Genomic DNA, 15,590 nt, shown 5'->3' with positions numbered 1-15,590 from the left:
TGCATGGCACTGTTCGACTACCAGGCTGCCAACGCGCAGGGCCGCATCGAGAAGGGTCAGCTGGACGCCGACAGCCCGCGCGGCGCACGCCAGCTGCTGCGCGGTCGCGGGCTGACACCCGTGCAGGTCAGCGCGGCGCGCGGTGCGGGCAGTGGCTGGGGCGCCCGCCGGCTGTCTGCCAGCGAGCTGGCCTGGGCCACGCGCCAGCTGGCCAGCCTGCTGGCCGCGAGCCTGCCGTTGGAAGCCGCATTGACTGCGGTGATCGAACAGGCCGAGCGCCCGCATGTGGCCCAGGCACTCACCGCCGTACGCGCCGACGTGCGTGCCGGCCAGCGCCTGACCGTGGCGCTGGCCGCGCGGCCGCGCGATTTCCCGCCGATCTATCGGGCGCTGGTGGGCGCAGGTGAAGACTCCGGTGACCTGGCGCGGGTGATGGAGCGCCTTGCCGACTACATCGAAGAACGCAACGCGCTGCAGGCCAAAGTACTGACCGCCTTCATCTACCCAGCGGCGATCAGCCTGGTGTCGGTGGCGATCGTGATCTTCCTGCTCAGCTACGTAGTTCCGCAGGTGGTGACCGCGTTCGTGCAGGCGCGGCAGACGCTGCCGATGCTGACCCAGGTGATGCTGGCCGCCAGCGCGTTCGTGCGCAGCTGGGGCGTGTGGGTGGGGCTGGGCATCGCTGCGCTGGTGGTGGCATGGCGGTTGGCGTTGCGCCGGCCCGAACTGCGCCTGCGATGGGACGCGATGCTGCTGCGGGTGCCGATGGTCGGGCGTTTCGTGCTGGGCGTGAACAGTGCGCGCTTTGCCTCGACGCTGGCGATCCTGCTGGATGCCGGTGTGCCACTGCTGCGTGCCTTGGAGGCGGCGCGGCAGACGCTTGGCAATGCGCTGCTGGCACGCTGTGCCGATGACGTGTCCGCGCGCGTGCGCGAAGGTGCGGCACTGGGTGCTGCGTTGAAGGTGCAGAAGGTGTATCCGCCTATCCTGGTGCACTTGGTGGCCAGTGGTGAGAAGACCGGATCGCTGGCGCCGCTGCTGGATCGTGCTGCACAGACGATCTCGCGCGAGATCGAACGTCGCGCGATGGCACTGACCGCGCTGCTGGAACCGACCATGATCCTGGTGATGGGCGGCGTGGTGCTGACGATCGTGCTGGCCGTGCTGATGCCGATCATGGAAATGAATCAATTGGTCCAGTGATGCGCAACGCGCATCACGGCACGCTTTCGATTCTCCACACAATCCTCCACACCTTTTTTCGATCTTCCACAGGTTTCTTAAGCGGCCTGTCATCGGCGCGGACCAGCATAGCCACGTCGCCGCAGAGTGGGCTGGGAGGCCCTCGGCGGCAGCAGGCGTGTAGTGACCGTTCCTCCCTTGGCGTTTCCCTTCGCAGTAAACCCTTCAGGAGAAGATCATGAACAAGTACAAGACCCTGGCCGCGCTGGTTGCCACCGCGCTGCTCGCCACCGCCGGTGCCGCTTCGGCGCAGACTGCCGTCACCGGTGGCGGCGCCTCGCTGCCGGCCGACCTCTACAAGGGTTCGGCTGACAGCATCCTGCCGGCCAACTTCAGCTACGCCGTGACCGGCTCGGGTACCGGCAAGAAGGCCTTCCTGGAAAACAACTCGGCGCTGTTCTCCACCACCGGTACCGTGCACTTCGCCGGTAGCGATTCGGTGCTGAGCAGCACCGAGCTGAACACCTACAACAGCACCTACAACGTGTCCGGCGATGCCAACCGCTACGGCGCCCTGGTGCAGATCCCGTCGGTGGCCACCTCGGTCACGATTCCGTTCAACAAGGCCGGTTCGGCCGTTGACCTGTCGGTGACCCAGATCTGCGGCATCTTCTCCGGCAAGATCAACAACTGGAGCCAGCTGGCGGGCCTGGGCCGTACCGGTGCCATCCAGGTTGTCTACCGTGGCGAGAGCAGCGGCACCAGCGAACTGCTGACCCGCTTCCTGACCAGCGCCTGCCAGCCGGCTGACGTGTCGGGCACCAACCTGAAGCTGGCCAACGGCGTGCCGGCGTTCTCGGTGCAGTCGACCTTCGCCAACCTGTTCACCACCGTGCCGTCGAACTTCGTCGCTGCCCCGGCCACCGGTGGCACCGCGCTGTACAACGCTGTCTATGCCGTTGACGGCCGCGTCGGCTACGTCGGCCCGGACGTCATCCCGAGCCTGACCGATGCCACCAAGGTCGCCAAGGTCAAGAGCTTCTCGCCGGATGAAGTGAGCGTGCAGGCCACGCTGGAAACCGCTGCGCCGCCGACCGGCACCGCTGCAGAGAACCCCGCGAACTGGGTTCCGGTGTTCGGCAACCCGAGCGCGGGCTATCCGATCGCTGGCTACACCAACTTCGTGTTCGGCCAGTGCTACAAGAACGCCACCGTGGGCGCCAATGTGCGCGGCTTCCTGACCCGCCATTACGGCAGCACCGTGGTCAACGGTGTGGAGCAGGGCCCGAACGACGACGCCATCCGCGCGCACAAGTTCATCCCGCTGACCAAGGCATGGCGTGATGCGGTCCGTGCTCGCTTTGCCACCGCCACCAACGCCGGTGCGGTGAACAATCCGAGCACCTGCTCGGGCATCGGTCGTCCGCTGTAACTGCGATTGCTTCTGTAGTTGCAGGAGACGTACAAGGGCGCCGGCAGCAATGCCGGCGCCTTCTGCGTCTGTCCGCTGCATGACAGTGATGGGCGTGTCGCCTTCACACCGCTACCACCGTCTATGAGGTGCAGGGCGTGCCTGGCGCAGGCCCATCCGTACACGCCGCCGCCGACGCGGCCCATCAGGTTGACGAGGTCCCCGATGTCGCACCCGCATTCGCCCACCGCCCGTTTCCCTGCCGCCCTGTGGCGCAGCCACCCGATGGCCTGGGCCGTCGCCGTGGCCCTTGGCAGCATGGTGGCCCCGGCCAGCCAGGCCCAGCAGGCATTCAGCCCCGGCTGGTTCGCCGAGCGCGGTGCGGCGCAGGGCGCGGCGGCACAGAGCGGGCGCATGCCCAACGGCGTGCCGATCCAGTTCCAGCTGCCCGCACAGCAGCAGGATGCAGCGCGGCAGAAACTGCAGCAGTCCATCGACAACCTCGGCACAGCCGCGCAGGCCATCGCCCTGCAGCAGCGCCTGCAGGAACAGGCACGGCAGGCGCGCCGCGAGGCGGGCTTCGTGATCGCCGATGGCCTGGGCAAGGATGGCCTGAAGGTCGACGAGAATCCGCTGACCCGCGGCTGGATCAACGCCCGCGAGGCGATCCAGTCGCAGGCCGCCGACGGGCGGGTGCTGGTCAACATTGAGCAGACAGCCGACCAAGCGATCCTGAACTGGGAAACCTTCAACGTTGGTGGCAACACCACACTGAATTTCCTGCAGAACCCCGACTGGGCCGTGTTGAACCGGGTCAATGATCCCGCCGCACGGCCCAGCCAGATTCTTGGCCAGCTGAAGGCCAATGGCACGGTGTTCGTTGCCAACCGCAATGGCGTGGTGTTCGGCAACAACAGCCAGGTCAATGTCCGCAACCTGGTGGCGGCGGCAGCGCGCATCAGCGACGCGCAGTTCCGTGAGCAGGGTCTGTACAGTGCCGACGCGAACACCTCGGCGCTGACCGACGCCGTAGGCAAAGTCATGGTCGAACGCGGTGCGCGCATCACCACGCACGAGCCGACCACGGCAACGCGGGGCGGTGGTTACGTGCTGCTGGCTGGGCACAGCGTGGAGAACGCGGGCCAGATCGAGACGCGCAAAGGCCAGACCCAGCTTGCCGCCGGCGACAGTTTCGTGATCCGCCGTGGCGTGGGCACGGCGCAGAACACTGCATCGACCACCCGTGGCAACGAGATCGCACCGCGCTTCGTCGCTGACAGCACGGCCGGCAGCGTTCGCAACAGCGGTCTGATCCAGGCACGCGAGGGCGACATCACCCTGGCTGGACGCCGGGTCGAACAGGCTGGCGTTGCAGTCGCGTCCACCACGCTGAATCAGCGCGGTACGGTGCACCTGTTGAACTCGGCGTCCGATGCGGCGGGCAGTGTGACCCTGGCCTCCGGCTCGACCACTGCAGTACTGCTGGAAGACGATGGCAAGAGCACGGCGCTGGACAGCCAGCGCGACGCGCTCATCAAGGAATCCACCGAGCAGGACAAGCTGCGCGGTTCCAGCAGCAGCGGCACCTTCGACAATCTTTCGCGCCTGCAGGATCGCCGCGAGCAATCGCGCATCGAAGTCGTCTCCGGCGGCGATGTGAACTTCCAGGCCGGCGCACTGGCAGTGGCCACCGGCGGCCAGGTGATCGCCGACGCCAGCCGGCGCAGCTATCTGGATGATGGCGCGCGCGTGGACGTCTCCGGTGCGGTGGGCGTGCAGGTGGCGATGGAAAGCAACAACGTCAAGGTGAAGGTGCAGGGCAATGAGTTGCGCGATTCGCCAGACAACCGTGACAGCGGCAAGCTGATCAGCAGCGAGGTGTGGATCGACCGCCGCCAGTTGACCGAAGTCGCCGCCGGTACCGGCGGCTATGAAGGTACGCGCTGGTATGCCGGCGGCGGCCTGCTGGAAGTGGGGGGCTACCTGGACAATCAGGGGCATTCGATCAGCGAATGGGCAGCACAGGGTGGAACCGTCCAGCTGGCAGGCAAGGAAGTCGTCAGCCACGCCGGTTCGCACATCAATCTGGCCGGTGGCAGCCTGGATGTGCAGTCCGGCGTGGTGCAGCAGAGCTGGCTGCGTGGCCGCGACGGGCAGTTGTACCGGCTTGATGATGCACCGGCCGAGATGCTGTACGACGGTCTGTACCAGGGCTATGAAGTGAAGCAGGAACGGTGGGGGGTGACCGAATCGTTCCGCAATCCGCTGGTGGCACCCACCCAGCGTTTCGACAATGGCTATACCGTGGGACGCGATGCTGGCCGTCTGCTGATCTCGGCGCCCACGGCTGTCCTGCAGGGCCAGGTGGATACGGTGGCCTTCCAGGGCCTGCAGCAGACCCGCCGCCCGGACCAGGCGCAGGACGGGTACGTGCAGGCACAGACGGCCGCGGCCCGAAACGCCCAGCTCTGGCTCGGGCGTTTCGACAACACTGGCCGAAGTGCAGTGTTCGATTCGCAGATCCGCATCGGAGCGCTCGAGGCCGACACCCGGTCATGGACGTTGCAGGTGCCGATCGGGGAAACACAGCGCAATACCGTGTGGTTGGACAGTGAGGTCCTGAGCGCCCAGCGTTGGGGGCAGGTGGACCTCGCTTCGGCGGGCCGCATCGACCTGGATGGCACGCTCAGGTTGCAGGAGGGCGGCCGGCTTGGGCTCACTGCAAGCCGCGTCAGCTTCGGTGGAACGGTGCAGATTGCCGGCGGGCAGGTGGAGGCCGGCAACCTGCTTCCGGCGCTCGGCGGGCCCACGGCCCTGCTGAGGTCCGGACGCGGCGCGGTGGATGTTGCGGCGGGCGCACGGATCGATCTTGGCGGCAGTTGGAGTAACGCGCTTGCTGCGCCGGATGGCGACCCCGCGCAGGCGTGGATCGACGGTGGACAGATGCGCTTCAACAGCAGTCACGACATCCGTGTGGGTGAAGGGGCAGCGATTCTTGTCGATGCCGGCGGCGCGATCGATGGCAGTGGCAAAGGGCGCGTAGGCAAGGGCGGCAGTGTCAGCCTGCTCGCGGCCAGCACCGAGGTTGCCACCGACGGCAGCGGGCGGATCCGTATCGGCGATGGCGCAGGCTTCAGCGCGCTCGGCAATGGAAGCGGCAATTTCACGCTGGCAACAGGCGGTGCGGTGTCTATCGGCGCGCCTGGCACGGATGCATCGGCGGCGTCGTTGCGATTGCAGTCAGCACTGTTCAGGAGTGGCTTTGCCCGCTATGACATCGCCGGTCACAACGGTTTGACAGTTGAAGACGGTACTCAGCTAACGGTGGAACGACCGGCGCTGCGCCTGGCCGAGGGCGCACAACAGGCACTGGCCCGCGAGCAGGGCGTGCAGGCTTGGATGCCATCGTTGTATGAGGCCGATCCGACAAGTGGACGCGTATCGCAGCGCGGCGGCGCGAGCCTGGCACTGCGCGCGGGGCATCTGCTGTCCACGGCCGATCTGCGCGTTGGCAAGGGCGCAAGGATCGAGGTCGATGCCGGCCAGACGATCGAACTGTTCAGCGCCGGCAACCTGGACGTGGCTGGCAGTCTGAAGGCGGCCGGCGGCCGTATCCGCCTGGACGAGGCATTCGATCCGACCGGTGTGCGTGGCGATCAACGCCGCGAACGTCGCTGGACGATTGCCGAGGGCGCCCTGCTGGACGTGAGCGGCGACAGCGTTTCCCTGCCCGACGCGCGCGGGACATTGCGCGGACAGGTGCGCAAGGGCGGAACGATCGAGATCGGGGGGGCGTTGGACTGGGAAGACCAGGACAACGTACGCCACTTGCCGCCCGATACCTTCGTGGTGGTGGAGCGCGGTGCGCGGCTGGACGCGTCCGGTGCTTCGGCGCTGCTGGACATTGATGGCAGCGGGCGCACCCGGGTGGACAGCGACGGCGGCAGTATCGTGCTGCGCGCCGGCAATGCGCTGTACCTGCAGGGCGACCTGGAGGCAGCAGCGGGCGGCGACGGCGCGCGCGGTGGCACCCTCGGCGTTGCCTTCGGTGGCGGAACCTACGGCAGAACGGCAATGAACAAGGAAGTGCTGGCGCCGAGGGTGATCTCGCTGACCCAGCACGCCGCGCAGACGACCGACCTGCCTGCACGCCTTGAGTACGGCCATGCGGCACTGTCGGTGGAGCAGATCGAGGCCGGTGGTTTCGATCATCTGGCCCTGTTCGGCGACATCCGCGCCCAGGGAGATGTCAATCTGCGCATAGACCAGAGCCTGCGCATTCAGGGCTTGAATGAGCGTTACCTCGGCCTCGTCCCGAGCAACAGCGAGGGTGGCCGCCTGCAACTGGGCGCGCCATATGTCCGCCTTGCGCAGGGGCGCTGGTGGCAGCCGGCCGGGGAAGGCACGTTGCGCCCACTGGAGGCAGCGTTCGACAGCGGCCGCCAGCATCGCCTGGACGTGAGCGCCGATCTGATCGACCTGCGCGACGTCACCTGGCTGGCGGGATTTGATCAGGTCGCGCTGCGCAGCCGCGGTGACATTCGCATGCTGGCCGCGGTCGCCAGTAGTTCACGGGAATCCACGCTTGCAAGCCCGGGTTCGATCGATATCAGCGCCGCACGCATGTATCCGGCGGCCCGGGCCAAGGGACGCATCGTGGCGGGCGTACCCGACATCGGGCCTTCAGGCCTGCCGTCCTGGCAGAACCCCGACGCCGTACTGCGCATCCATGGCATTGCAGGCGGCGCGCAACCGGCACCGGACTCTGCGTTCGGAAGCCTGGAGCTGGTGGCGGCGACGGTGGTGCAGGGCGGCAATGTGCAGGCGCCGTGGGGCCGTGTGCAGCTGGGTGGCAGAGAATTCGGCGCCGATGTGGCCAGCCGCGTCGACCTGCTTGCAGGCAGCGTGACGTCGGTGAGCGGTGCCGGCCTGCAGCTGCCGTTTGGCGGTACCGTGGATGGTGTGGGCTGGCGCCGCAACGGTGCCGACTTCGATGTGCTGGGCCCCGGCTCGACCAACATCCCGATCGGTATCGACATCGTCGCCAACGCCTTCGATGGCGTGGCGGGCAGCGTGCTGGATGTGTCCGGCGGGGGCGAGCTGTCCGGTGCTGCATTCGTGGCCGGGCGCGGTGGCTCGGTGGACATCCTGCGGCATGCGTTGGTGGATGCGAACCCGCGCTACCGCTTCAGCGGCAGCGACAATGCGGTCTACGCGATCATGCCGGGACGCTCGGACACGCAGGCGCCGCAGGCGATTGCTGATGGCAGCACCGATCCGCGCATCGGCCAGCAGATCGTCATACCTGCCGGGGTTCCCGGCCTCCCGGCGGGAACCTACATGCTGCTGCCGGCCAGCTACGCACTGCAGAAGGGCGCATTCCGCGTCGAAATTGGCGCCGAAAGCGCAGTCGGCAGCCGCCAGGCAGTGGCGACCGGCACGGGTTCCTGGCGCGTCAGTGGACACCAGGCGCAGAGCCTGGGCGGTGGAGTTTCATCGCTGCTCACCGATCTGGTGCTGACGCCGGCGGATGTGGTGCGCCGCCATGCCAGCTACAACGAGACCCCCTACAGCGCGTTCGTACAGGGCGTGGCTGAGCGGCGTGGTGAAGCGCTGCGCTGGCGGCCTACGGACGCCGGCAACCTCAGCCTGGCACTGGGTGAGGGCGCCGGACGTTCGAGCGTGCCAGCCGCGATCTTCCAAGGCGTGTCGCGCTTCAACGCCGGCAGCAATGACGGGCGGGGCGGCACGCTTTCGGTCAATCTGCTCGCCTCCAATGAGGCGACGTTGGAGATTGCCACCGAAGGCGGTAGTGCCGGCAGCGGCAGCGGCGCCACCCTCTTCGATTCGGCGCTCAATGCGTTCCGCCCGGAGACGATGCTGATCGGCGGCGTGCTGCGGCGTGACGCGACGACCCATTCGCTGGAGGGCAGGGCGCAGCACATCGTGGTGCGCAACGGCGTCAACCTGACGGCGCAGGAAGTGCTTCTGTCGGCCGCGTTCGGAGGCAAGGGAATCCTGGTGGAGCAGGGCGCTTCGATCGATACCTTGACCGGGGCAAATACCTCGCGCGTGGCACAGCCCACGGCGCCCTACCTGGTGTCGGGCGGCCTGCTTGCCGTGTCCAACCAGCGCTTGACGGCGCTCAGTGCGCAGGGCGGCAGTGCCGGCGGTCCGGTGGCGATCGACATCGGCGGATGCGTGGTGGACTGCAATGGCCAGACCCGGTTGCTGTCGGCAGGCAGCATCAACGTGGTCACCGACGGCGCGCTGAGCATTGGCGACGCGGTGAGCTACGGCACGCGCCAGCTCGGCCTGGGCATGTCGGCGCTCAATCTCGGCAGCGCCGAGGCCATTGCGGCGGCAGCGGCGGCCGGCGCCCTGCCGGCGGGCATGACCATGAACCAGGAGGTGTTGCAGCGATTGCTGCGGGGAAACACCGCCACCGGCGCGCCGGCGCTGGAGGCCCTCAGCCTGACCGCGCGCGATGCCATCAATGTCTTCGGCAGCGTGGACCTGGACACCCGTGAGGGCGCAACCGGACGCAGCAGCCTGCGCAGCCTGGTGCTGGGCGCCCCTGCCATTCATGGCTACGGCTCTGCGGCCGACCACGCGCGCATCTTCGCCGATACGCTGGTCTGGGACGGTACGCTGGCCGGCACCACGTTGCCCGGCGGTGAGCAGACCCAGCCGGCCGGCGAGGCGATGGTGGGCCGGCTTGGCCAAGGGCAGCTGGAAATCAATGCACGGGTGCTGGAGCTGGGGCGTGCGCCCTTTACCCGGCCCAGTTCGTCGGTGGCCGCGGATCGCCAGGTGCTCGGCTTCGCCGGCGTTACCCTGGCAGCATCGGATCGCATGTTGTTCTCCGGCAAGGGCAGTCTGGATGTCTTCCAGCGGCAGGGCGATTACGTGGCAGGCAGCGGCTGGCAGTTCAGCGGCGGCGCGCTGGATATCGTTACCCCGCTGCTGACCGGCAGTGCGGGCGCTCAGCTGGCAATCCGCAATGGCGGTACGGTGCAGGTGCGCGGTGCTGCGGCAACCGCGGGCAGCGATGCGTTGGGTGCGGAGTTGTCCATCACGGCCGAACGCGTTGTGATCGACAGCCGGGTGGCGCTGGCGTCCGGCCGGTTCGAAGCCAATGCCCGCCAGGGCGTGGCGCTTGGCAGCAATGCAGTGCTGGACATGGCGGGGCGGAAGGTCAGCCTGTTCGACGTGGACAAGTACAGTTGGGGCGGCGACGTAGCGCTGTCGAGCCGTGACGGTGACATCGTTGCCGACGCGGCGTCGCGCATCGATCTTTCTGCCCGCAACAACCGCGGCGGCCGCTTGACGGTCGCTGCGCTGGGCGCGCAGGGCGGCCGTATAGATCTGGCAGGTACGTTGCTTGGCGGAGCCAGCGGCCGCTACGACGCCGGTGGCACTGAAGTGCCCTACGACGGCGGCGAACTGGTGGTACGTGCACGCCAGTTGCAGGACTTCTCCGGGCTGAACACCCGGCTTACCGCCGGTGGCATTACCGGTGGCCGGACGTTCCAGTTGAGCGAAGGCGGCCTGGTGATTGGCGATGAAGTGAAGGCACGCAACGTGGATATCAGCGTCGATGGCGGCAGCCTGCTCGTCAATGGCCGCATTGATGCCAGTGGCGAACAGGTCGGCAGCATCCGCCTGTCCGCCCGCGATGTGTTGCGTATCGACGGCACATTGGACGCGCATGGCAGCGCCTTGCGCGTCGATAGTTACGGCAAGATCATCGACAGCCCGAACCGGGCGATGATCGAACTGACCTCGGCCAGTGGCAGCCTGCAGCTGGGCGCGACCTCATCGATGGACCTGCGCGCCGGCACCTCGGTGGCCACGGGTAGCAGCCCGGGTCAGAACGATGGCCGCGCACGCGGCAGCGTCAAGCTCAACGTGCCACGCGTGGGCAGCAACGACGCTGCGATTGACGTGGCCAGCGGACTCCGCATCGCCGGTGCCGCCGATCTCCAGGTCAACGCCTTCCGCAGCTATGATTCGGCGCCGTTGACAAGCGCTCCGGACGTGCATGGCCATCGTCCGCAGGTGATCAACCAGCATTGGCTGGACACGGTTGTGGACCCGGACAACAGCCAGTGGATGAATGCCGCACTGGCCAATGCGGGATTGCAGCAGCGCACTGCCGCACTGGGCAGCTATCGCCTGCGTCCCGGCGTGCAGATCGTGGCGCGGACCAGCAGTGACAACCCGCGTGGCGATCTGGTCGTGGCCGGCGATATCGATCTGTCCGGCTACCGCTACGGACCGCAGTCGAACCGGACCGATCCAGCGCGCCGAGGCTTCGGTGAATCGGCAGCGCTGGTGCTGCGCGCCGAAGGCGATATCAACGTCTACGGCAGCATCAACGATGGATTCGCGCCGCCGCCTGCCAATCCCGATGAGGACGGCTGGGTGCTGCTGGAGGGGCGCAGTGCCGGTACGCCCAACACGGCGTTCGGTGGCGACCTGATCGTGCCCGGCGAAGGTGTACAGCTGCAGCGCGGCACCGAATTCCGTGCTGGCGCGACGCTGAACTATGCACTGCCCTTCGAGGCCGTGACCCTGCCGGCGGGAACCGTGCTGCCGGCAGAGATGGTGTTGTCCGGACCGCTCCTGCTGCCGGCCGGTACCGTGCTGGGCGCGGTAGTGACCACAGACAGCGGGCAGGTGATGGCGGCCGGCACCGTGCTGGCAGAGGCGCTGGCCTTGCAGTCCGGTGCCCGACTGGGTGCCGGTTTCCGCCTGCGCACGCCGGCGCCGTTGGCCGCACAGGTGTGGCCGGCCGGCGTCACCCTGCCCATGGCGATGAAGCTTTCAGGCGCGCTGAACCTGCATGCCGGTGCGATCATCCCGTCGATGACCAAGGTGGAGCTGCCAGGCGATGCACCGGTGAAGCTGCGGGCGGCCGACGCCAGCGGGCGCCAGGGGCGAAACTGGGCGCTGGCGGCGATGCTGCCCGAAGGCACCACCTCGTGGGATCTGACTGCAGTGGCCGGTGCCGATACGACCGCTGCCGATCCGCGTACCCGCAGCTGGGGAAGTGACGGCAGCATCGTGCTGGCCGACAGCCACTACAGCACCATCGGGACGGTGACCAAGACGACGGAATGGAAGGGTGATCGAATCGTCAATTTGGAAGGTTCTCTGTACTGGTGGGGCGATGAGAGTCTGGCCGGAAAGTCACCTGCCGAGGTGGCCGAGATCATCGGGACCACCGAGGCGGAGATCTGTGGCGCAGGCGCCTTCTGCGGCCCCGCCCCGCGCCTGGTGGACAAGGAAGGCTCGCTGGCATGGTGGGGCGATGAATCCTGGGTCGGTCGCCCGGCTACGGAACTGGGCGCCGAGATGGGCATGTCGGAGGAAGAGATCTGCGCGGCAATGGGCTACTGCTACGGCGGCGGCACGCTTACCGAAGTCACCACCTACGGCAAGCGCCTGGGCGCACCGGCCTGGAGCGTGCTGCGTACCGGCAAGGGTGATCTGGCACTGCTGGCCGCGCAGGACGTGCGCATGAAGTCCGGCTTCGGCGTGTACACCGCAGGTGCGCCGACGCTGCTGGGCGATGGCAGCGACCCCCAGTTCAATCCGGTGCGAACGGCTGCGCCCTGGCACACCTCGCTGCTGGGAAAGAACCAGGTCTCGGGCAACTATGATGCGGCACTGGCCAGTTACCGTGCGTGGTATCCCGACCATGGCGGCGATCTCAGGGTTGAAGCCGGGCGCGACATCATCGGCGACGCCTGGACCGCCCGGTCCGAATCCGGTACGGCGCAGCGCGACCAGGCCGGGCATTCAAGCGCAGCCGTGGGCGGCTGGTTGTGGCGGCAGGGTACGGGCACCACCGAAGGCGTCCAGGCAACACCGACGAGCTGGTGGATCAACTTCGGCACGTACAGCACCGTGGGCGCCGAAGCGGACGCAGCTCCCCGCATGGTCGGGTTCACCGGCTTCGGCACGCTGGGAGGCGGCAATCTGTCACTGGAAGCGGGCCGCCACGCGGGCGTGCTCGACCCGATGGGCAATGCCCTGGGTCTGTTGACCGCGCCTCATTCCAGCGCGATTGTCGCTGCGGTAGGGTCGACCGGGCGCGTCAGCAATGGTGAGCTGCATCTGACCGGTGGCGGCGACCTGACCCTGCGCAGTGGCGGTGCGTTGAATCCTGGCCTGCGCGCCAGCGCGCAGCAGCCGGAGAGTTTCCTGCAGGATCTGGATCTCAATGGCGCGATGACCAACCTGCGCGGCAGCACCCTGCTGCAGGCGGCACGCATCGGTGGCCTCAGCGCGATACAGAGCAGCTACGGAACGCTGGGCCTGATGGATCCGTTCGTGGCGGACGCCCCGGTGGCGATGGCGGGGCCCCTGCTCATTCTGGGTGATTCCACTGCCCGCCTGCAGGCCCGCGGTGACATTGTTCTCGGTGGCGCCGCAGATGCAGGGCGTGTACCGACGGCCAACTACAACGACGTGGTTCTGGGCGATGGCCAGCATGCAGCTGGCACGACGTGGTTCTCGCTCTGGACCCGAGGCACGGCACTGGACCTGTTCTCGGCAGGCGGAAATCTCGCACCCAGCCTGGCCGGAACTCTGCATGCAACCGGTAGCAACATGTTCGCTGAAGGCATCGCGCTGCGCGAGCAATCCGTTCCCGCCAGCATCAATTACTGGCTGTATCCGTCCAGGTTCAGCGCGGTGGCAGCGAGTGGTGACATCATCAGCGCCCCGCTTCGAGGTCTCGGACCAGGGGCGACTACGGGCGATGTGATCCTGCTCGCGCCTTCGGCCAGCGGCCAGCTCGATGTTCTGGCCGGAGGCTCGATCCATGCCGCGATCAACGCCACCGGCATTGCACGTTCCGGTAGCGACGCCCGCCTGCCTGGCCCGTTTGATCCTGCATTCGTGGCCCAGCGGGGCGCCAGCCTGACCCGGGTCGGCCACAATCTCTCCGACGATGGGGTGCAGGGAGCGGATCCGTCGGCGAACCTGCCCTTGTTCGCGTTCGGCCCCAGTACTCCGACCACGGGTGCGCTGACGTCCCGGCCCACGTCGCCCAGCCGCTTCTATGCCGTTGCCGGTGACATCATCGGGTTGGGCAGCGGCGGGCGCAGGCAATTGAGGCGGAACATCGGCGAGGAGAGCCGGACACTGTTCGACTGGTACGAAGCGGGCTCGGCCGTACAGCTGCGCGCCGGTCGCGACGTGATCAATGCGAACGTCACCGCGCTCAACACCAGCGGTACCGATATCAGCGGGATCGAGGCGGGCCGGGACATCATCCGCAGCAACCTGACGGTGGCCGGCCCTGGCAACGTTGAAGTGAGTGCGGGCCGGCAGCTGCGCCAGGAAGAGGCCGGAAGCATCGTGAGCCTGGGTGGCGTCGTCCAGGGCGATGCCCGTCCCGGTGCCAGCATCGCAGTGACTGCCGGCAATCAGGGCATTGACTTCGATGCACTGCGCACGCGCTACCTGGACCCGGTCAACCTGGCCGACCCGGCGCAGTCGCTGGCATCGCAGCCCGGCAAGGCGGTGAAGATCTATGACAAGGAGTTGAAGCAGTGGCTGCAGCAGCGCTTCGGCCTGGCCGTCGACGGCGCCGAGGCGCTGGCTGCGTTCGACCGGTTGCCGAGCGAACAGCAACGGATGTTCCTGCGCCAGGTCTACTACGCCGAACTGCGCGAAGGCGGCCGCGAGTACAACGATCGGAATGGGCCACGTGTTGGTTCTTACCTGCGGGGCCGTGAGGCCATCGCCACGCTGATGCCGGACAAGGATGCAGCAGGTGCGACGATCCAACGCACCGGCGATATCCTGATGTATGGCGGCGCCGGCGTACGTACCGAAGCCGGTGGCAACATCGAGCTGATGGCACCGGGCGGACAGATCGTGGTGGGTGTACAGGGCGTGGTGCCACCGGCCAGTGCCGGGCTGGTGACCCAAGGGCAGGGTGACATCCGGCTGTTCAGCCAGGACAGCGTGCTGCTGGGCCTGTCGCGGGTGATGACGACGTTCGGCGGTGACATCCTGGCCTGGTCGGAGCAGGGTGACATCAATGCCGGTCGCGGTTCGCGGACCACCTTGTTGTACACGCCGCCGCGTCGCGTCTATGACGGCTGGGGCAATGTGATCCTGTCGCCGCAGGCTCCCGCCAGTGGCGCAGGCATCGCCACCTTGAACCCCATCGCCGAAGTGCCGCCGGGCGACGTCGACCTGATCGCGCCGCTGGGCACCATCGATGCGGGCGAAGCGGGCATCCGTGTTTCGGGCAACATCAACCTTGCCGCGCTGCAGGTGCTCAACGCGGCCAACATCCAGGTGCAGGGTGAGAGCAAGGGCCTGCCGGTGTTGGCCACGGTGAACGTCAATGCGCTGGCGTCGGCCAGTGCTGCAGCGAACAGTGCCAGCCAGGCCGCACAGGACGTGATGCGCAAGAGCCAGGACGACGCGCGGCGCAACCAGCCATCGGTGATCAGCGTGCAGATCCTCGGCTTCGGCAGTGGCACCAGCAGCATTGCGCCGCCGGCACGCGGTACCACTGCCAACAGCGGCTACGAAGCCAACAGCGCCTTCCAGTTCCCGCAGGCAAGCCGCGACGAAGGCACGCAGCGCCGATAGGCATTGCACGCCACGGTAGGTGCCGACCTTGGTCGGCACGCATTGCCCGGTGCACCGCATCGGGCTGCAGCATCGGGCCAGCCGCCAGGGAACGGTGGCGGCCCCAGCCAGGACGGCACGGAGGGCAGGGAGAGGCCATCAGCGGTGAGGACCACCGACACAGCGCCGCCGGGTGCAGGAGAGCGCCCGGCGGCAGGAGGGACGCGCATGTGTCACGGTAGATGCCGACCTTGGTCGGCGGTAGATCCTCGCCATGCGTGGATGCCCGGACAGCGTCAGTGCCGACCAACGGTCGGCACCCACCAGAGCAGGCTCTGCAGTAGAAGCAGCTCGGCAGTAGATCCACGCCATGCGTGGATGCGGTGCCACGAAC

At 67.5% G+C, this 15,590-nt stretch carries 3 protein-coding genes; all 3 read left to right on the top strand.

The features are described from left to right. Positions 1-3 precede the first annotated feature (3 nt). Positions 4-1,203 (top strand): type II secretion system inner membrane protein GspF, encoded by a 1,200-nt coding sequence (gene gspF, locus ACZK3W_RS12605; protein ID WP_180838029.1) that lies wholly within the window; start codon positions 4-6, stop codon positions 1,201-1,203. A gap of 217 nt (positions 1,204-1,420) precedes the next feature. Beyond that, a complete protein-coding gene (locus ACZK3W_RS12600) occupies positions 1,421-2,614 on the top strand; it encodes a substrate-binding domain-containing protein (RefSeq protein WP_329893619.1) in 1,194 nt (397 codons plus the stop codon). Between the two features lie 204 nt (positions 2,615-2,818). After that, entirely contained in the window at positions 2,819-15,217 is a 12,399-nt protein-coding gene (locus tag ACZK3W_RS12595) for a filamentous haemagglutinin family protein (protein ID WP_478449962.1), read from the top strand. Positions 15,218-15,590: the final 373 nt, after the last annotated feature.

Source organism: Stenotrophomonas sp. 80084_Sma (genome assembly GCF_056481995.1).
Note: the sequence above shows the minus strand (reverse complement) of the source record. Positions and strands in the feature narration are given on the sequence as shown.

What these genes read in the sequence shown, in the direction of transcription:
- ACZK3W_RS12595 (WP_478449962.1), top strand. Translation starts at nt 2,819, where the DNA reads ATGTCGCACCCGCATTCGCCCACCGCCCGTTTCCCTGCCGCCCTGTGG.
- gspF (WP_180838029.1), top strand. Translation starts at nt 4, where the DNA reads ATGGCACTGTTCGACTACCAGGCTGCCAACGCGCAGGGCCGCATCGAG.
- ACZK3W_RS12600 (WP_329893619.1), top strand. Translation starts at nt 1,421, where the DNA reads ATGAACAAGTACAAGACCCTGGCCGCGCTGGTTGCCACCGCGCTGCTC.